A 19,099-nucleotide genomic window follows, 5' to 3' on the forward strand; every position below is an offset into this window, starting at 1 on the left:
GGATGATCGGCCCCGTGCGCACCGCTCGTCGTCCCGCCGCTGCCAGGGCGTCGGCGCTCCCGAGGCTCGCAGCGCTCGCCGGGGTCGCGACGCTCGTGCTGGGCGGGTGCGACGCCGACCTCCACCAGACCGACGACCACCCCGCCCAGCCGGACGTCGTCCGCGCCGGGCTCGTCGACCTGTACGCCGGCGACGAGGTCGCCTCCGCCGACGTCCTCGCCGAGGCCGGGTGCTTCGCCGACGCGCTGCTCGACGTCGTCAGCCTCGACGACCTGGTCGCCGCCGAGGTCGTCGACGACAAGGGTCAGGTCGTCGAGACGCTGCCGGTGCTCGACGTCGACGTCGCCGGCGCGTGGGTCGAGGCCTACACCGGGTGCGTGGACTACCGCGTCGCCGCCGCCCGCGGCGCGGGCCGCGCCGGAGACCTGGACGCCGCCGCCTTCCTGCGCTGCTTCGACGCCGCCGTCCCGCCCGACGACGTGCCCGCCGCGCTGGTCGACACCCTCACCGGCCGCTCCGACAGCGCGGCCGCCGCCGCGCTCCTCGGCGCCCAGGAGCGCTGCACCACCGCCTGAGGCCACCGTGGTCCGGACAGCGAGGCAACCGCTGGTCGGGCCGGGTCAGGACCCCCACCCTACCGAGGTCTCGACTCGCGGTGACTCCGTCCCCGCGGCTCGACCACCGGCAACCGCTGGTCGAGCCGGCGAGCGCCAGCGAGCGCCAGCGAGCCGAGTCGAGACCACCCGGCACCTCCAGGGGTCTCGACTCGCGGTGACTCCGTCCCCGCGGCTCGACCACCGGAGAGCCCGCCGAGCCAGGTCAGGACCCACCGGCCCCGCTGGTCGAGCCGGCGAGCGCCAGCGAGCCGAGTCGAGACCACCCCACCGGTCCCGGAGGTCTCGACTCGCGGTGACTCCGTCCCCGCGGCTCGACCACCGGAGAGCCCGCCGAGCCAGGTCAGGACCCACCGGCCCCGATGGTCGAGCCGAGTCGAGACCACCCGACACCCCAAGGTCTCGACTCGCGGTGACTCCGTCCCCGCGGCTCGACCACCGGACACGGCTCGACCGCCGGAGAGCCCGCCGGTCGGGGCGGGAGGCGCCTACTCGTTCTGCGGGAACCCGAGGTTGAGGCCGCCGTGGCTCGGGTCGAGCCAGCGCGAGGTGACGGCCTTCTCGCGGGTGAAGAAGTCCATGCCGGCCGGGCCGTAGGCCTTGGAGTCGCCGAAGAGCGAGGCCTTCCAGCCGCCGAAGGAGTGGTAGGCGACGGGCACGGGGATTGGGACGTTGATGCCGATCATGCCGACCTCGACGTCCTGCTGGAAGCGGCGGGCGGCGCCGCCGTCGTTGGTGAAGATCGCGGTGCCGTTGCCGAACTGGCCGCTGTTGATCAGCTCGAGGCCCTCGGCGTAGGAGGCGACGCGGACGATCGAGAGCACCGGACCGAAGATCTCGTCGGTGTAGACCGTGGACGTGATGCCGACGTGGTCGACCAGCGAGGGGCCGAGCCAGAAGCCGTCGGCCGCGCCGTCGGCCTCCACCCCGCGTCCGTCGACGACCAGCGAGGCGCCGTCGGCGGCGGCCACCTCGAGGTAGCCGGCCACCTTGTCGCGGTGCTCGCGGGTGATGAGCGGACCCATGTCAGCGCCCTTGCGGCCGTCGCCGGTGACCAGCTTCGTCATCCGCTCCTGGATCTTCGCCACCAGCTCGTCCCCGACCGGGTCGACGGCGAGCAGCACCGAGATCGCCATGCAGCGCTCGCCGGCCGAGCCGAAGCCGGCGTTCACCGCGGCGTCGGCGGCCAGGTCGAGGTCGGCGTCGGGCAGCACGAGCATGTGGTTCTTCGCGCCGCCGAGGGCCTGGACCCGCTTGCCGTGGCGGGTGCCGGTCTCGTAGACGTGCTGCGCAATCGGCGTCGAGCCGACGAACGAGATCGACGCGACGTCGGGGTGCTCGAGGAGCCGGTCGACGGCCTCCTTGTCGCCGTGGACGACGTTGAGGACGCCGTCGGGCAGGCCGGCCTCGGTCAGCGCGGCGGCCAGCCAGTTGGCGACCGACGGGTCCTTCTCCGACGGCTTGAGGACGACGGTGTTGCCGGTCGCGATCGCCAGCGGGAAGAACCACATCGGCACCATGGCCGGGAAGTTGAACGGGCTGATGATCCCGACGACCCCGAGCGGCTCCTTGATGGAGTAGAGGTCGACGTCGGTGGAGACCGACTGCGAGTACGCGCCCTTGCTGACGTGGGGCATGCTGCACGCGAACTCGACGACCTCGATCCCGCGGGCCACCTCGCCGGCGGCGTCGCTGAGCACCTTGCCGTGCTCGGAGGTGAGCAGCGCGGCGAGCTCGTCGCGGCGCTCGTGGAGGATCGCACGGAACGCGAACATCACGGTCTGCCGCTTGGCGATCGAGGAGCGGCCCCAACCGCTCTTCCCCGCGAACGCCGCGCGCGCGGTGGCGACCGCGGCGTCGACGTCGTCGGCGGAGCCGTAGCGGACGTGCTTGGTGACCTCGCCGAGGGCCGGGTCGTAGACGGGCCCGGTGCGGTCGGAGGTGCCGGCGGCGAGGGTGCCGCCGATCCAGTGGTCGAGGACAGGCAGGTCGGTCATCGGTGCTTCCTTCTCAGATCTCGCGGTCGAGGATGGTGAGGACGTCGTCGTAGACCGCCATGGCCTCGGCGACCTCGTCGTCGGTGACCACGCACGGTGGCACCACGTGGAGGCGGTTGTCGGCGGCGAAGGGCAGCAGCCCGCGGGCCATGCACTCCTTCTTGGCCAGGCCGATCAGGGCCGGCGGGACCGGGGCCCGGCTGTCGCGGTCGGCGACCAGCTCGACGGCCCAGAAGACCCCGAGCCCGCGGACCTCGCCCACCACCGGGTGCTTCTCGGCGAGCTCGGCCAGGCCGGGTCCGATCGCCTCGGCGCCGATCCGCCGGGCGTTCGCGACGATGCCCTCCTCCTCCATGGCGTCGAGGGCGCCGATGATCGAGGCGGCGGCGAGCGGGTGGCCCGAGTAGGTCAGCCCGCCCGGGAAGACGGTCTCGTCGAAGTCGGCGGCGATCGCGTCGCTGATGAGGACGCCGCCGACCGGCACGTAGCCGGAGTTGACGCCCTTGGCGAAGGTGATCAGGTCGGGCCCGTGGCCGTCGAGCTCGGAGAACGCGTCGAGCGCGAACCACTCCCCCGAGCGACCGAACCCGGCCATCACCTCGTCGAGGATCATCACGATGCCGTGCTTGTCGCAGAGCTCGCGGACGCCGGCGAGGTAGCCCGGCGGCGGCACCATGATCCCCGCGGTGCCGGGGATGGTCTCGAGCAGGACGGCGGCCACGGACGACGCCCCCTCGCTCTCGACGACCCGGCGCAGGTGCTGGAGCGCGCGCTCGCTCTCCTCCTCGGGCGTGGTCGCCCAGAACTCGCTGCGGTAGAGGTAGGGGCCGAAGACGTGGACGTGGCCGCGGGCGTACTCGTTGGGCACCCGGCGCCAGTCGCCCGTCGCGACGACGGCCGCGCCGGTGTTGCCGTGGTAGGAGCGGTAGGTCGAGATGACCTTGTCGCGGCCGGTGTGCAGGCGCGCCATCCGGACGGCGTTCTCGTTGGCGTCGGCGCCGCCGTTGGTGAAGAAGACCTTGTTCAGGCCCTCGGGCGCCCGGTCGGTGATCCGGCGGGCGGCCTCGCCGCGGGTGAGGTTGGCGGTCGCCGGGGCGATCGTCGCGAGCTGGGCCGCCTGCGCCTGGATCGCCGCGACCACCTTGGGGTGCTGGTGGCCGATGTTGACGTTGACCAGCTGGCTGGAGAAGTCGAGGTAGCGGTTGCCCGCGTGGTCCCAGACGTGGCAGCCGAGGCCACCGGCCACGACCATCGGGTCGAGGGCGCCCTGCGCCGACCAGGAGTGGAAGACGTGGCTCCTGTCGAGGGTCTTGGTACGGGCGTCGAGGTCCGCGCCCTCGCCGGGAGCGGTCGTGGGGTGCTGGGTCGCCGTCATCGTCGTCGGTTCTCCTGGTCGGGGGTCGTCGGGGGTGGTGCCGGGTCGTGCCGGGTCGTTGCGGGGTCGGGTCGGGAGGGTGGTGCGCGGTGGGCCCGGCCGGGGCCGGGCCCACCGCGGCTGCCGCGTCGGCTCAGCTCCCGCCCTCGGTGGGCGTGACCTCGATCGGGGTGTAGTCGGCACCGGTGGTGTCGACCTCGTCGCCGAGCTCCTCGATCGCCTGCTCGACGTAGGTGTTGTCGTACGCCGTGGCCGGCGGCTCGGCGGTGATCAGGTTCTGGCCCTGCTCGTTGACCGCGGCGAGCGCACCCGCGACGGTCTGGTCCCAGGCGGCCTCGTCGATGACGCCGATGCCGGCGTCGGCCGGCCAGATCAGCTTGTTGGTCTCGTTGGCCATCCACAGCTCGTGGGTGGGGCCCCAGCTCGACCCGGCCGCGATGGTGGTCTCCGCGGCGCTCTCGACGTTGTCGCGGGCGTAGGCCCAGCCCTTGATGACGGCCTTGAGGAACTTCACCGTGGTGTCGGCGTACTCCTCGTCGCTCTCGAGCCGCTCGGTGTCGGCCCAGATGGCGTCCTGGAGCATGGCGCCCTCGGTGTCCTCGTAGCTGATGACGTTGAAGTCGTCGGCGGTGTAGAGCTCACCGGTGTCGGGGTTCGGCGTCTCGAGCAGCTGGGCGTACTCGTTGTAGGTCATCGCCTGGGCGGCGTCGATGTCGCCCTGCAGGAAGGCGTTCATGTTGAAGTCCTGCGTGACGATCTCGACGGACTCCGAGTCGAGGCCCTCGGCCGCCATGGCGGCGAAGATCTCCCACTCGTTGCCGAAGCCCCACGAGCCGATCTTCTTGCCCTCGAAGTCGGCCACCGACTCGATGCCGGAGTCGGCCATCGAGACCTGGAGGGTGCCGGAGCGCTGGAAGATCTGGGCGACGTTGGTCAGGTTGGCGCCCTGCTCGATCGAGCCGAGCACCTTCGGCACCCAGGCGATCGCGTAGTCGGCGTCGCCGGCGGCGAGAGCGTCCTGCGGCACGATGTCGCCGCCGGACGGCACGATCGTCACGTCGAGGCCCTCGTCGGCGAAGAAGCCCTGCTCGACGGCGGCGTAGTAGCCGGCGAACTGGGCCTGCGGCAGCCACTGCAGCTGCAGGGTGACCTCGGTCGTGCCGCCGCCGCCACCCCCGCCGCCGCCGTCGTCGCCTCCGTCCCCGTCGTCTCCTCCACAGGCGGTGAGCATGGCCGAGGCCGCCACCAGCGTCGCCGCGACCGCGAGGTTGCGGCGCATCGTCTTCAACATGAGTGTTCCTTTCGACAAGCGGTGAGCGGTCCCGCCACGCGACGCTGCGAGGCGGTGGTGGCGCCTCAGCGGGCGCCTCCGGTCGGCAGGCGCCACTGCACGAGACGTTCGAGCAGCACGGTGGCGACGTACGCGACCAGTCCGAGCACGATGGCCGCCACGACGTAGGCCCAGGCCCGGGCGTACGCGCTGGTGGCGGCGGAGGTGGAGATGAAGCTGCCGAGCCCGCCGCGCGGGCCCCCGAAGTACTCGGCGACCAGGGCGGAGATGACGGCGAGCGAGCTGGCGACGCGGATCCCGGTGATGACGAACGGCGCCGCCGACGGCAGGGTCAGCGAGCGGAAGGTCTGCCACCCGGACGCCGAGTAGGAGTGCATCAGGTCGCGGTGCTGCGGCGTGGTCTGCCGCAGGCCGCGCACGGTGTTGACGTAGACGGGCACGAAGGCCGCGATGGCCGCGATGGCGCGGCGGCCGTACTCGCTGTCGGCGCCGTACATCGAGTTGAGCACCGGCGCCAGCGCCACGATCGGGACGACGGCGAGGGCGGCCACCGCGAAGGCCAGCATGCCGTCGACGACCCGCGCCCAGGCGGCCAGGCCGGCCAGCACGATCCCGACGACGGTGCCGAACACCAGGCCGATCAGCGCGTTGCGCCCGGTGATCCAGAACGCCTCGCGGACCGCGGCGGAGTTGTCCTGCAGCTCGCCCCAGATCTCCTGCGGGCCCGGCAGCAGGTACGGGGAGACCTCGACGACCGACACCAGGAACTGCCACAGCCCCACGATCAGCGCCCCCACCACGAGGGGGGCGACGACCCGGACGACGTGCGCCGCCGGCGTCGTGGGCGAGGTCACCGCTCCTCCGCGCCGCTCGAGGCGACCGGGGCGCCGTGCAGCGCCTCGCGCACCTCGGTGACCTTGGCGAAGAACGCCGGGTCCTCGCGCAGCCGCTGGTCGCGGACGACGTCGCGGCCGATCCCGGTGAGGACCTCCTCGGTGATCCGGCCCGGCCGCGCCGACATCACCACGACCCGGTCGGCGAGGAAGACCGCCTCCGGGATGGAGTGGGTCACGAAGACGACCGCCGCGCCCGTCTCGACCGAGATCCGGGCCAGCTCGGCCTGCATCCGCTCACGGGTCATCTCGTCGAGCGCACCGAACGGCTCGTCCATCAGCAGCAGCCGGGGCCGCTCGGCCAGGGACCGGGCGATCGCGACCCGCTGCTGCATTCCGCCGGAGAGCTGGTCGGGCCGGGACTTGGCGAAGTCGGCGAGACCGACCATCTCGACCAGCTCGGCGACCCGCTGCTTGCGCTCGGAGCGGGACGCACCGTGCAGCTCGAGGGGCAGCGCGATGTTGCCGGCGACCGAGCGCCACGGCAGCAGCCCGGCCTGCTGGAAGGCGATGCCGTAGTCCTGGTCCTTGCGGGCCTGGGTGGCGGTCTTGCCGAACACCTCGACGGTGCCGCCGCTGGGCTGCTCCAGGTCGGCGACCAGCCGCATCAGCGTCGACTTGCCGCAGCCGGAGGGACCGATGAGCGCGACGAACTCGCCCGCCCGGACCGTCAGGTCGACCTCGGAGAGCGCGGTCACCTGGTTCTTGCGGGTGCCGAAGGCCTTCGTCACGCCGGTGACGCGGACGGCGTCCACGGTGCCGAACGGCGCCGCGGCCGAGGCCGGGGTGGAGCCCGTCGTCGACGCGGGCGCGCTCGCCGCGGGGTCCTCGCCGCCGTCCTTGGCGAGGGTGGGTGCGGGCTGGGGGTCCGGGGTGTTCATGAAGCCTCTCCACGTCGGTAGTTGCGCAGCAGCAGCCCGAGCAGCGCCACGAAGCCGGCGGCCACCAGGCCGAGGACGACGGCACCGAAGATCGGCGCCCACGCCTTCTCGGGATCACCGGAGGCCTGGCCGGCGTACTGGACGAGCATCCGGCCGATGCCGTCGGGGTAGACGATCGAGACCTCGGCCACGACGGTGCCCACGACGGCGCCGGCGGCACCGAGGCGCAGCGCCGGCAGCAGGTAGGGGACGGCGGCCGGCGCGCGCACCCGACGCAGCGTCGCCCACCAGCCGGCGTCGTAGGTGTGCATCAGCTCGGTGTGGATCCGGTCGGAGGCCTGCAGGCCGCGCAGCGCCCCGACCGCGACCGGGAAGAACGCCAGGTAGCTGGCGATCAGCGCCACCGACATCCACGGCGCCCACTCCCAGCCGCCGATCTCGATGCGCGAGCCCCAGCTGCGGACCATCGGCGCGAAGGCGATGAGGGGCACGGTCTGGCTGAGCACGATCCAGGGCAGCAGCCCCCACTCGACCACCCGCAGGCTCGACATCAGCAGCGCGAGCAGCAGGCCGACCACCGTGCCGACCAGCCACCCGGCCGCGGCCACCTTGAGGGAGACCACGACGGCGTCGCCGACGACCTGCCACAGCGGCTCGGCGCCCTGCATGCTGGTCACCGGCTCGCCGAGGCGCTGGAACATGTCCCACACGTGCGGCATCGAGAGGTCGGTGGTGCGCGGCAGCACGCGGTTCTCGCCGACCAGGACGCCGTCCTCGGGCGCGAGCGCCTTGTAGGCCTCCCACACCCCGGCGGCGGCGACCAGCCCGAGGACGCCGAGCAGGGCCGAGCGCAGCACCGGCCAGGCGCCGCTCACCAGCCGCGGCCGGGCGCTGACGAGCCCGGGCGCGGCGGTGGTCTGAGCAGTACTCGACATGGGGCCGTCAGGCCTTCGCCGTCACGTGCTCGCGCAGGGCCGGGATGATGGTCTCGCCGTACTGGCGCAGGGTCTCCTCCTTGTTGTCGTGCTGGAGGTAGACCGCGAACTGGTCGACGCCGATCGCCTTCAGCTCCTCGAGCTTGGCGATGTGGTCCTCGGCGGTGCCGAGCAGGCAGAACCGGTCGACGATCTCGTCGGGCACGAAGTCGACGTGGTCGTTGCCGGCCTTGCCGTGCGAGTTGTAGTCGTAGCCCTCGCGGCCCTTGATGTAGTCGGTGAGCGCCTGCGGGACGTCGCCGGTGTCGCCGTACTTGGCGACGATGTCGGCGACGTGGTTGCCGACCATGCCGCCGAACCAGCGGCACTGCTCGCGCATGTGCGCCAGTGCCTCCGGGGTGTCCGCGCCGACGTAGGCCGGCGCCGCGACGCAGAACGTGATCGCGTCGGGGTCGCGGCCGGCGTCCGCGGCGGCCTTGCGCACCGCGCCGATCATCCACTTCGCGATGTCGACGTCGGCCAGCTGCAGGATGAAGCCGTCACCCACCTCGCCGGTGGTCTTGAGCGCCAGCGGTCCGTACGCCGCGATCCACACCTCGAGCTCGGAGGACCGGGCCCACGGGAACTGCAGGGTGGTGCCGTTGACCTCGACCGAGCGGCAGTTCGCCAGCTCGCGGATCACGTGGGTGGCCTCGCGGACGTCCTTGAGGGTGGTCGGCTTGCCGTTGAGCACCCGCACCGCCGAGTCGCCGCGGCCGATGCCGCAGACGGTCCGGTTGCCGTACATCTCGTTGAGGGTCGCGAAGACCGACGCCGTCACGGTCCAGTCGCGGGTGGCCGGGTTGGTGACCATCGGGCCGACGACCACCCGGTTGGTCTCGGCGAGGATCGCCGAGTAGATCACGTACGGCTCCTGCCACAGCAGGTGCGAGTCGAAGGTCCACACGTAGTCGAACCCGTGCTCCTCGGCCAGCTTGGCGAGGCCGACGGTGCGCCACGCGGGCGGGTTGGTCTGCAGGACGACGCCGAAGTCCATTGAAAGCTCCTTGAGATTCTCCGTTGGTCGAGCCGCAGGGACGCAGTCACCGCGGGCCGAGACCTAGACGAGGTACTGGGTGAGGCCGCGCTTGAGGTAGCGCCCGTGCCCGGCGCGGCCGTGGAACTCGCCGTCGGACACGAGGACCGAGCCGCGGCTGACGACGACGTCGACGTGACCGTCGACCTCGTAGCCCTCCCAGGCACTGTGGTCCATGTTCATGTGGTGGGTCTTCCCGACCCCGATGGAGGTGTGGCCGGCGGGGTCGTAGACGACGATGTCGGCGTCCGCGCCGGGGGCGATCACGCCCTTGGTGCCGTGGAGGCCGAACATCCGCGCCGGCGTGGTCGAGGTGAGCTCGACCCACCGCTCGAGGGTGATCTCGCCGGTGACGACGCCCTGGTACATCAGGTCGAGGCGGTGCTCGACCGACCCGATGCCGTTGGGGATCGCGCGGAAGTCGCCCCGGCCGAGCTCCTTCTGGTCCTTCATGCAGAACGGGCAGTGGTCGGTGGAGACCATCTGCAGGTCGTTGGTGCGCAGGCCCTGCCACATCGCGTCCTGGTGGCCCTCCGCCCGCGAGCGCAGCGGCGTCGAGCAGACCCACTTGGCGCCCTCGAACTCGCCCCAAGCCGGGTCCCCGGTGGCGCCGAGCTGCTCCTCGAGCGAGAGGTAGAGGTACTGCGGGCAGGTCTCGCCGAACACGTTCCGGCCCCGGTCGCGGGCCGCCGCGATCTGGTCGACGGCCTGCTTGGCGCTCACGTGGACGACGTACAGGGGCGACTCGGTGAGGTCGGCCAGCATGATCGCGCGGTGCGTGGCCTCCTCCTCCATCTGCCAGGCGCGGGCGATGCCGTGGAAGTACGGCGTGGTCTTGCCCTGGTCGTGGAGCTGCTGGGCCAGGACGTCGATCGCCGGGCCATTCTCGGCGTGCATCATCGTGAGCAGGCCCAGCTCGGCGGCCTTCTGCATGGCCTTGAGGATCTGGGCGTCGTCGGAGTAGAAGACGCCGGGGTAGGCCATGAACAGCTTGTAGCTGCTGATGCCCTCGTCGAGCAGGGTCTCCATCGCCTTCAGCGACTGCTCGTCGACGCCGCCGATGATCTGGTGGAAGCCGTAGTCGACCGCGCAGTTGCCGCGCGCCTTCTCGTGCCAGGCCTCGAGGCCGGTCTCGACCGCCTCGCCTGTCTTCTGGACGGCGAAGTCGATGATGCTCGTCGTGCCGCCCCACGCCGCGGCGGTGGTGCCGGACTCGAAGGTGTCGCTGGCCTCGGTGCCGCCGAACGGCAGCTGCATGTGGGTGTGGGCGTCGATGCCGCCCGGGATGACGTACTTCCCGGTCGCGTCGACGACCCGGTCGACACTCGCCGTCAGGTCGGTGCCGAGCAGGGTCGACCCGGGCTCGAGGACGGCGACGATCCGCTCGCCGTCGACGAGGACGTCGGCGCGCGAGCGGCCGGTGGAGCTGACGACGGTGCCGCCGGTGATGAGGAGCGTGCTCACTCGTTGCTCCTCAGGCCTGGGCGATGTGGGTGTAGGAGTCGGGACGACGGTCGCGGTAGAACTGCCAGTCGTCGCGCATCTGCAGCACCAGGTCCATGTCGAGGTCGCGGACCAGCAGCTCCTCGCCCTCCGACGAGCCGCGCTCGCCGACGAAGTTGCCGCGCGGGTCGATGACCTGGCTGGTGCCGTAGAAGTCGACCGCCTCGTCGCCGTACTCGTTGTCCTCGAGGCCGACCCGGTTGGGCTGCAGCACGAAGTAGCCGTTGGCGACGGCGGCGCACGGCCCCTCGACCTCCCACAGCCGGTTGGAGAGGCCGGGCTTGGTCGCGTTGGGGTTGAAGACGATGTGGGCGCCGTTCAGGCCCAGCTCGCGCCAGCCCTCGGGGAAGTGCCGGTCGTAGCAGATGTAGGTGCCGACCTTGCCGACCGCGGTCTCGAAGACCGGGTAGCCCAGGTTGCCGGGACGGAAGTAGAACTTCTCCCAGAACTTGTCGAGGTGCGGGATGTGGTGCTTGCGGTACTTGCCGAGGACCGTGCCGTCGGCGTCGACGACGACCGCGGTGTTGTAGTAGACCCCGGTCTGCTGCTCCTCGTAGATCGGGAGCACGTGCACCATGCCGAGCTCCTTGGCCAGCGCCGCGAAGCGCTGCACGATCGGGCCGTCGGCCGGCTCGGCGTAGCGGTAGTACTTCTGGTCCTGGGTGATGCCGAAGTAGGGCCCGTAGAAGAGCTCCTGGTAGCTGATGACCTGCGCGCCCTGCGCGGCGGCGTCGCGCGAGAACTGCTCGTGCTTGTCGAGCATGGACTCCTTGTCGCCGGTCCAGGTGGTCTGGCTGATGGCGGCCTTCACGATCGTCAACGGGTCCTCCGCGGGCTGGGCGCATCGCTACGCATCGGTGGATGGGGATCTGGAGGTCCGGTCCGCGACCTCGCGAGCTCGGTCGGCGGCCCGGAACTGTTATCCTGGTGCCTGAACATTTCGCGATCGTTACGCTCGTGTCAAGGATCTGGCGTGGACTTCTCCGAACTGGACGGGCGGACTCCCCAGGCGATCGCCGGCGCCGTCAGCCGCGCCGTCCGGGCCGGCGAGCTGGCTCCGGGAGACCGGATGCCGACCGTCCGCGACGTCGCCGCCGACCTCGGTGTCTCGCCGGCGACGGTCAGCGCGGCGTGGCAGGCGCTGCGTCGTACCGGCCTGGTCGTCTCGCGCGGACGCGCCGGCACCTACGTCAGCGACGCCCCGACCGCCTGGCTCAGCCCGCGGGTGCGCGGGCTCGTCGGCGCCGGTCCCGACGGGTTGCGGCTCGACCTGTCGCGGGGCACGCCAGACCCGCTGCTGCTCCCCTCGCTCGGCCCGGCGCTCAGCCGGGTCTCGGCCCGCGCCGCGACGCTGGCCTACCACGACGAGCCGGTCCTCCCGGCGCTGCGCGCGGCGCTCGCGCCGACCTGGCCCTACGTCGCCGAGGCGATCACCGTGGTCGACGGCGCCACCGACGGCGTGGCCCGCACCCTCGAGCAGGTCGTCTCCTACGGCGACCGCGTGGTGCTGGAGTCGCCCGGCTTCCCGCCGTTCTTCGACCTCGTCGAGGCGCTCGGCGCCGAGGTCGTCCCGGTCGCGCTCGACGGGTCCGGGGTGCGGGTCGACGCGCTGCAGCAGGCCCTCGCGAGGCAGCCGGTCGCCGTCGTCCTGCAGTCGCGGGCGCACAACCCCACCGGGGGCGCGATGACGCCGGCCCGGGCCCGCGCCCTCGCCGGGGTGCTCCGCAAGCGGGGCGACGACGCCCCGTGGATCGTCGAGGACGACCACTCCGGTGCCATCTCGACCTCGCCCGACGTCTCGCTCGGCACCTGGCTTCCGACCCGGGTGGTGCACGTGCGGTCCTACTCCAAGTCCCACGGACCCGACCTGCGCATCGCGGCGCTCGGCGGCCCGGCGCACCTGGTCGACCGGATCGTCGCGCGCCGGATGCTCGGCCCGTCGTGGACCTCGCGCATGCTCCAGACGATCCTGCTCGACCTGCTCACCTCGTCGCGGTCGATGGACGAGGTCGCCGAGGCCCGCCGCCAGTACTTCGGCCGCCAGCACGCGATCGCCGAGGCCCTCGCGGGGCACGGCCTCGACGTCGTCCCGCCCGACGGCATCAACCTGTGGCTGCCCGTCGCCGACGAGCGCGCCGCCGCCGTCCACCTCGCCGCCGCCGGCATCCGCGTCGCGGCCGGCTCGGCGTTCCTGGCCACCGACCACGACGCCACCCCGCCCGGCCACGTGCGCGTCACCACCGGCCTGGTCACCCCCGACGACGCCGCCGACGTCGCCGCCCACCTGGCCGCCGCCTCCCGCGCCCGCTGACCCGCGACGCGTGGCACCATCCCCGCCATGAGTGTCGACCTCGAGCCACCGGTCGACCCGCCCGCGCGCTGACCCGTCACCCATGGGCGACGGGTCACCCACGAAACCACGCTGACCCGTCACCTATCGGCGACGGGTCACCCACGAAACCACGCTGACCCGTCACCTATCGGCGACGGGTCACCCACGAGACGACGCCGACCCGTCACCTATAGGTGACGGGTCGGCGCGGTGGAGAGGGTGAAGCGGGCGGAGCGGGGTCGGACGACGGGTCAGGCGGGGAACGAACCGCCGGTCTCGGCGAGGTTGCGCAGCCACGGGGTGGGAGCGAACCGGTCGCCGTAGGTGGCGGCGAGCTCGTCGGCCCGGCGGACGAACGCCGCGAGACCGATCTCGCCGTCGGCACCCTCGTAGCCGGTCATGAACTGCGCCGCACCACCGGTCATCGGCGGGAAGCCGATGCCCATGATCGAGCCGATGTTGGCGGCGGCCGCGGACTCGATGACGCCCTCCTCGAAGCACTTGGCGGTCTCGAGCGCCTCGGCGAACATCATCCGGTCCTTCATGTCCTGGAACGGGATCTGCGTCTCCGAGACCGGGAACAGCTCGGCCAGGCCCGACCAGACGGAGGTCCGCCTGCCGGACTCGTCGTAGTCGTAGAACCCGGCGCCGCGCAGCCGTCCGGCGCGGCCGGCGTCCAGCATCTTCGCGACGACGACGGTGCCCGGGTGCTCGACGTGGGTGCCGCCGTCGCGCTCGGTGGCCTCGCGGGTGGCCTTGCCGATCTTGGCCATCAGCTCGAGGTTGAGCTCGTCGGAGAGCTGCAGGACCGGGGCCGGGTAGCCCGCCTGGGTGGTGGCCCGCTCGATGCTCCACGGGTGCGCGCCCTCGGCGAGCATCGCCATGCCCTCGTTGACCATGAAGCCGATGACGCGGGAGGTGTAGAAGCCGCGGCTGTCGTTGACCACGATCGGCGTCTTGCGGATCTGCTGGACGACGTCGTAGGCCTTCGCCAGCGCCACCTCGGAGGTCTTCTCGCCCTTGATGATCTCGACCAGCGGCATCTTGTCGACCGGGCTGAAGAAGTGCAGCCCGATGAAGTCGGCCGGACGGTCGACGCCCTCGGCGAGCTCGGTGATCGGCAGCGTGCTCGTGTTGGAGCAGAGCAGCGCGTCCGCGTCGACGTGCTCGGCGACCTCGGCGAACACCCGGGCCTTCAGCGCGGGGTCCTCGAAGACGGCCTCGATGACCAGGTCGCAGCCGGCCAGCGCGGCCGGGTCACCGGTCGCGGTGATCCGGGCCAGCAGCTCGGCCTTCTGCTCCTCGGTCGAGCGGCCCTTGGCGATGGCCTTGTCGAGCAGCTTCTCCGAGTACGCCTTGCCCTTCGCGGCGTTCTCGTCGGAGACGTCCTTGAGGACGACCTCCATGCCGGCGCGGGCGCAGGAGTAGGCGATGCCGGCACCCATCATCCCGGCACCGAGGACGCCGACCTTGGTCGCCTTCCACGGCGCGACGCCCTGTGGACGGAGCTTGCCGGAGTTGATCGCCTGCAGGTCGAAGAAGAACGCCTGGATCATGTTCTTCGAGCCCTGGTTGACGACGAGGTTCGTCAGGTAGCGCGACTCGATCCGGCTGGCGGTGTCGAAGTCGCGACTGGCGCCCTCGACGGCGGCGCTGAGGATCGCGCGGGCGGCGGGGTACACGGCACCCTTGGTCTGCTTGCGCAGCAGGGCGGGGAACGCCGGCAGGAACGCCGCCAGCGCCGGAGACTTCGGGTTGCCGCCGGGCATCTTGTAGCCGGGCGCGTCCCACGGGTTCTGGGCGGCGTCGGGGTTGGCCTTCAGCCACACCTTCGCAGCCGGGAGGAGCTCGTCCTGGCTCGCGACGACCTCGTCGATGATGCCGACCTCGAGCGCGGCCCGGGGCTTGAACTGCTTGCCCTCGAGCAGCACGTTCATCAGCCCGTCCTGGAGGCCGAGCATCCGCACGATGCGGGTCACTCCGCCGCCGCCGGGGAGCAGGCCGAGGCTGACCTCGGGCAGGCCGAGGACCACCTTCGGACCGTCGACGGCGATCCGGTGGTTGCACGCGAGGGTGATCTCGAGGCCGCCGCCGAGCGCGGCGCCGTTGATCGCCGCGACGACCGGCTTCGGGAGGCGCTCGAGGCGACGCAGGTCGCGCTTGACGCTCTCGGACGTCGCGAACACGCTCGCGGCGTCGTCCTTGGTCGCCCGGGTCATGTCGCGCAGGTCACCGCCGGCGAAGAAGGTCTTCTTCGCGCTGGCGACGATCACGCCGCTGATGCTCGACTCGTCGGCGGCCAGCTCGGACTCGAGGCGGTCGACGGCCGCCTTCATGGAGTCGACGTAGAGCTGGTTCATGGTGTTCGCCGACTGGTGGGGGTCGTCGAGGGTGAGGGTGACGATGCCGTCGGCGTCACGGTCGTAGCGGACGGCGGTCTGCTGGTCAGTACTGGTGGTCATGCGTGGTTCCTGTCTCGTGCGTACGTCGTCGGGTTGCGCTGGGCGGATCGGCTGAGAGGTCTCGACTCGGGCGCGCTGGCGCTCGCCCGGCTCGACCAGCGGTGAGCCTCAGACGATCTCGACTACCGTCGCGATGCCCATCCCGCCGCCGACGCAGAGCGTGGCGAGGCCGCGCTTCTGGTCGCGCCGGACGAGCTCGTCGATCAGGGTGCCGAGGATCATCGCGCCGGTCGCGCCGAGCGGGTGACCCATGGCGATCGCGCCGCCGTTGACGTTGGTGACCTCGTGCGAGATGCCCATGTCGCGCATGAAGCGCATCGCGACGGCGGCGAACGCCTCGTTGATCTCCCAGAGGTCGATGTCCTTCGCCTCGAGCCCGGCCTTGCCGAGCGCCTTGCGGGCGGCGGGCGCGGGACCGGTGAGCATGATCGTCGGGTCGGCGCCGCTGACGGCCATCGACACGATGCGGGCGCGCGGGGTCAGGCCGAGCTGGACGCCGATCTCCTCGGTGCCGATCGCCATCAGCGCGGCGCCGTCGACGATGCCCGAGGAGTTGCCGGCGTGGTGGACGTGGTTGATCTTCTCGACCCAGTGGTACTTCTCGAGCGCGACGTCGTCGAAGCCGGCGTCGGCCCCGATCTGCGCGAAGCTCGGCCGCAGCCCGGCCAGGCCCTCGGGGCTGGTGTCGGGACGGACGGTCTCGTCGTGGTCGAGGATGACCAGGCCGCTGCGGTCGCGCACCGGCACGACGGCGTCGGTGAAGTAGCCGTTGGCCCAGGCCTTCGCGGCGCGGTGGTGCGACTCGGCGGCGTAGGTGTCGACGTCGTCGCGGCTCCAGCCCTCGATCGTGGCGATCAGGTCGGCGCCGATGCCCTGCGGGACGAAGCCGGTGGTCAGCGCGGTGGCCGGGTCCTGGGCCCACGCGCCGCCGTCCGAGCCCATCGGGACGTTGCTCATCGACTCGACGCCGCCGGCGAGGATCAGGTCCTCCATGCCGCCGCGGATGCGGGCGGCGGCCTGGTTGACGGCCTCGAGGCCGGAGGCGCAGAAGCGGTTCAGCTGCACGCCGGCGACGGTCTCGGGGTAGCCGGCGGCCAGCGCCGCGGTCTTGGCGATGTCGCCGCCCTGCTCGCCGAGCGGCGAGACGACGCCGAGGACGACGTCGTCGACGCGCGTCGGGTCGAGGCCGGGGTTGCGGGTGCGGACCTCCTCGAGGAGGCCGACGATCAGGTCGATCGGCTTCACCTCGTGGAGGGAGCCGGCCGCCTTGCCCTTGCCGCGCGGAGTGCGCAGGTGGTCGTACACGAATGCTTCTGCCATGACCCGTCCTTGTCGTTCGAGGTGATGTGGTGCCGCGGTGTTGCGCTGTCACGATTGTGACACCAATACTGTCAGTATCGTCAAGGAGTGGTCACCAGACCACCGAGTGAGAGGGGTCACGTCGCGTGGAAGCGCCGCTGGACGGCCTGATGACCCTCGACGAGCTCTGCTCGCGGGTGGGTCTCACCGTGCGCAACGTCCGGTTCTACACCTCGCGCGGCCTGGTGCCGCCGCCGATCCGGCGCGGACGCTCGGGCTACTACTCCGGCGAGCACGTCGCCCGGATCGAGCTCGTCCTGGAGCTCCAGGCCCACGGCTTCACGCTCTCGGCGATCGAGCGCTACGTCTCCGCGCTCCCCGAGGACGCCGAGCCGGAGGACATCGCGCTGGCCCGCACCATGCTCGCGCCCTGGCAGTCCGACCTCCCGGTCGACATGGAGCGCTCCGAGCTGGAGCAGCGCGCCGGGCGCGACCTCTCCGAGGAGGACGTCGCCACGCTGGTCGCGCTCGGCATCGTCCGGGTCCGCGCCGAGCGGTTCCTGGTCGCGCGCACGCAGCTGGGCATCGGCGTCCAGCTGCTCGAGCTGGGCTTCCCCCGCGCGGTCGCCGAGGCAGCCCGCGACGTCTACCAGTCCCACGGGCGGCAGATGGCCGAGGAGCTGCACCAGGTCATCACCGAGCAGCTCGCCCCGCTGTACGGCGCCGACGAGTCCGAGCGGTTCCAGGAGGTCATGGAGAGCCTGAAGCCGCTCTCCGTCGGCGGCCTGGTGACGGCGTACGAGACCGCCGTGGCGAAGGCGGCCCGCACCGCCACCCGCACCCGGACCCGGAAATGACGCCGACCCGTCACCTATGGGTGACGGGTCGGCGGCGGATCGTGATCGACCCGTCACCCATGGGTGACGGGTCGACGGATCAGCGGTGGGACGAGAACGACGCGGCGGAGTGACCGCCGGACGATCGCCCGGCGGAGCCGGACGAGGAACCGGTCGAGGAACCGGTCGACGGGCCGCCGGAGCGGCGACGGTTGCGGTTCGAGGAGCCGGCCGGCTTGCTGCCGGCGCCCGCGGCCGCCGGGCCGCCGGAGCGACCGCCGCCCGAGCGACCGCGACCGCGACCCCCGCCGTTGCCCCCGCCGCCGTTGCCGGCACCCGAGGCCTTCGGCTTGGAGGAGCGCTGCGGGGAGGACGTCGGGACGTCGAGGGTCAGGCCGCCGGGCACGAGGACCCGCTCGCCGGGGGCGAGCGTGGCGAGCATCGGGTGCGAGGCGCCGGTCACCTTGGTCGTCGTCGGCTTGATGCCGGCGGCGCGGGTGAGCTGGCGGACGTCGCGGACCTGCTCGTCGGTCATCAGGGTGACGACGGTGCCGGCGGCACCGGCGCGGGCGGTGCGGCCCGAGCGGTGCAGGTAGGCCTTGTGCTCGGTGGGCGGGTCGGCGTGGACGACCAGCGCGACGTCGTCGACGTGGATGCCGCGGGCGGCGATGTCGGTCGCGACCAGCGTCGTGGCCTGGCCGGAGTGGAACGCCTCCATGTTGCGGGTGCGGGCGTTCTGGCTCAGGTTGCCGTGCAGGTCGACCGACGGGACGCCGCTCTTGTTGAGCTGACGCGCCAGCGCCTTCGCACCGTGCTTGGTGCGGGTGAAGACGACCGTGCGGCCGGGGGCCGAGGCGAGGTCGACGAGCACCGGGATCCGGCTCTCGCGGCCGATGTGCAGCACGTGGTGGTCCATCTTGGAGACCGGCGACTGCGCCGAGTCGGCCTCGTGGACGACGGGCGAGTGCAGGAACTTCTTCACCAGGACGTCGATCGCGTTGTCGAGCGTGGCGGAGAAGAGCAGGCGCTGGCCGTTGCTCGGCGTCCGCTCCAGGATGCGACGGACGGCGGGCAGGAAGCCGAGGTCGGCCATGTGGTCGGCCTCGTCGAGCACGGTGACCTCGATGTTGCCGAGGTTGCAGTGGCCCTGGCCGATGAGGTCCTCGAGCCGGCCGGGGCAGGCGAGCACGATGTCGGCGCCGCGGCGCAGGTTCTGCACCTGCGGGTTCTGGCCGACGCCGCCGAAGATGGTCATCGTCGAGAGGCCGTTGGTCGCGGCCAGGGGCTTGAGGGCCTCGTGGATCTGGCCGACGAGCTCGCGGGTCGGGGCGAGGATCAGCGCGCGGGGCTTGCCCGGCGCGGCTGCGCGGTTCGACGCGACGAGGCGCGCCACCACGGGCAGCAGGAACGCGTAGGTCTTGCCGGAGCCGGTGCGGCCCCGGCCGAGGACGTCGCGACCGGCGAGCGAGTCGGGCAGGGTCGCGGCCTGGATCGGGGTGGGGATGGTGATGCCCTGCGCGTTGAGCACGGCGACGAGGTCGGCCGGCACCTTGAGGGCAGCGAAAGAGGACTGGTGGATCTGGGTCACAGAAAGATCACTCACGTT

General features: G+C 72.0%; 15 protein-coding genes. 3 read left to right on the plus strand and 12 right to left on the minus strand.

The annotated features are described in order from the left end of the window. Nucleotides 1-14 precede the first annotated feature (14 nt). A complete protein-coding gene (locus E4623_RS22805) occupies nt 15-575 on the plus strand; it encodes a hypothetical protein (protein ID WP_167736762.1) in 561 nt (186 codons plus the stop codon). A 527-nt stretch (nt 576-1,102) separates the two neighbouring features. Here E4623_RS22805 and E4623_RS19135 read toward each other — a convergent pair. The 9 genes from E4623_RS19135 to E4623_RS19175 form a co-directional block, all read right to left on the minus strand. After that, nucleotides 1,103-2,611, minus strand: a complete 1,509-nt coding sequence (locus E4623_RS19135) for a CoA-acylating methylmalonate-semialdehyde dehydrogenase (protein ID WP_134768176.1) — start codon at nt 2,609-2,611, stop codon at nt 1,103-1,105. A gap of 13 nt (nt 2,612-2,624) precedes the next feature. Continuing rightward, nucleotides 2,625-3,986: an aspartate aminotransferase family protein gene (locus E4623_RS19140; protein ID WP_134768177.1), complete on the minus strand. Its 1,362-nt coding sequence runs from the start codon at nt 3,984-3,986 to the stop codon at nt 2,625-2,627. A gap of 133 nt (nt 3,987-4,119) precedes the next feature. Then, nucleotides 4,120-5,277, minus strand: coding sequence for an ABC transporter substrate-binding protein (locus E4623_RS19145; protein ID WP_134768178.1), 1,158 nt, complete (start codon nt 5,275-5,277; stop codon nt 4,120-4,122). Between the two features lie 65 nt (nt 5,278-5,342). Further along, nucleotides 5,343-6,131, minus strand: coding sequence for an ABC transporter permease subunit (locus E4623_RS19150; RefSeq protein ID WP_134768179.1), 789 nt, complete (start codon nt 6,129-6,131; stop codon nt 5,343-5,345). Next, entirely contained in the window at nt 6,128-7,051 is a 924-nt protein-coding gene (locus tag E4623_RS19155) for an ABC transporter ATP-binding protein (RefSeq protein WP_134768180.1), read from the minus strand. The genes E4623_RS19150 and E4623_RS19155 overlap by 4 nt, the downstream gene beginning before the upstream one ends. After that, nucleotides 7,048-7,986, minus strand: coding sequence for an ABC transporter permease subunit (locus tag E4623_RS19160; protein WP_134768181.1), 939 nt, complete (start codon nt 7,984-7,986; stop codon nt 7,048-7,050). Before E4623_RS19160 ends, E4623_RS19155 begins: the two co-directional genes overlap by 4 nt. A 7-nt stretch (nt 7,987-7,993) precedes the next feature. Next, the gene (locus tag E4623_RS19165) at nt 7,994-9,022 is read right to left on the minus strand and encodes a TIGR03842 family LLM class F420-dependent oxidoreductase (protein ID WP_134768182.1); all 1,029 of its coding nucleotides are present in this window, start codon (nt 9,020-9,022) and stop codon (nt 7,994-7,996) included. Nucleotides 9,023-9,085: 63 nt separating this feature from the next. Further along, nucleotides 9,086-10,525 (minus strand): dihydropyrimidinase, encoded by a 1,440-nt coding sequence (gene hydA, locus E4623_RS19170; protein ID WP_134768183.1) that lies wholly within the window; start codon nt 10,523-10,525, stop codon nt 9,086-9,088. Between the two features lie 10 nt (nt 10,526-10,535). Beyond that, nucleotides 10,536-11,384 carry a nitrilase-related carbon-nitrogen hydrolase gene (locus E4623_RS19175; RefSeq protein WP_134768184.1) on the minus strand — a complete coding sequence of 283 codons (849 nt, stop codon included), beginning with the start codon at nt 11,382-11,384 and terminating at the stop codon, nt 10,536-10,538. 153 nt (nt 11,385-11,537) lie between these two features. Between E4623_RS19175 and E4623_RS19180 the strand changes: the two genes are divergently transcribed. After that, entirely contained in the window at nt 11,538-12,875 is a 1,338-nt protein-coding gene (locus E4623_RS19180; RefSeq protein WP_134768185.1) for an aminotransferase class I/II-fold pyridoxal phosphate-dependent enzyme, read from the plus strand. Between the two features lie 272 nt (nt 12,876-13,147). Here the strand turns inward: E4623_RS19180 and E4623_RS19185 are convergent, their stop codons facing one another. Together E4623_RS19185 and E4623_RS19190 are read right to left on the minus strand one after the other, a co-directional pair. Then, complete coding sequence (locus E4623_RS19185; RefSeq protein ID WP_134768186.1) at nt 13,148-15,358, minus strand: 3-hydroxyacyl-CoA dehydrogenase NAD-binding domain-containing protein; 2,211 nt, start codon at nt 15,356-15,358, stop codon at nt 13,148-13,150. Between the two features lie 108 nt (nt 15,359-15,466). After that, nucleotides 15,467-16,678, minus strand: coding sequence for an acetyl-CoA C-acetyltransferase (locus E4623_RS19190; protein ID WP_134768187.1), 1,212 nt, complete (start codon nt 16,676-16,678; stop codon nt 15,467-15,469). Nucleotides 16,679-16,803: 125 nt separating this feature from the next. Between E4623_RS19190 and E4623_RS19195 the strand changes: the two genes are divergently transcribed. Further along, the gene (locus tag E4623_RS19195) at nt 16,804-17,514 is read left to right on the plus strand and encodes a MerR family transcriptional regulator (RefSeq protein WP_245155174.1); all 711 of its coding nucleotides are present in this window, start codon (nt 16,804-16,806) and stop codon (nt 17,512-17,514) included. A gap of 79 nt (nt 17,515-17,593) precedes the next feature. Here E4623_RS19195 and E4623_RS19200 read toward each other — a convergent pair whose 3' ends face one another. Then, nucleotides 17,594-19,096 (minus strand): DEAD/DEAH box helicase, encoded by a 1,503-nt coding sequence (locus E4623_RS19200; protein ID WP_245155175.1) that lies wholly within the window; start codon nt 19,094-19,096, stop codon nt 17,594-17,596. Nucleotides 19,097-19,099 lie beyond the last annotated feature (3 nt).

It is taken from the genome of Nocardioides sp. 1609 (genome assembly GCF_004522105.1).
Classification (GTDB): domain Bacteria; phylum Actinomycetota; class Actinomycetes; order Propionibacteriales; family Nocardioidaceae; genus Nocardioides.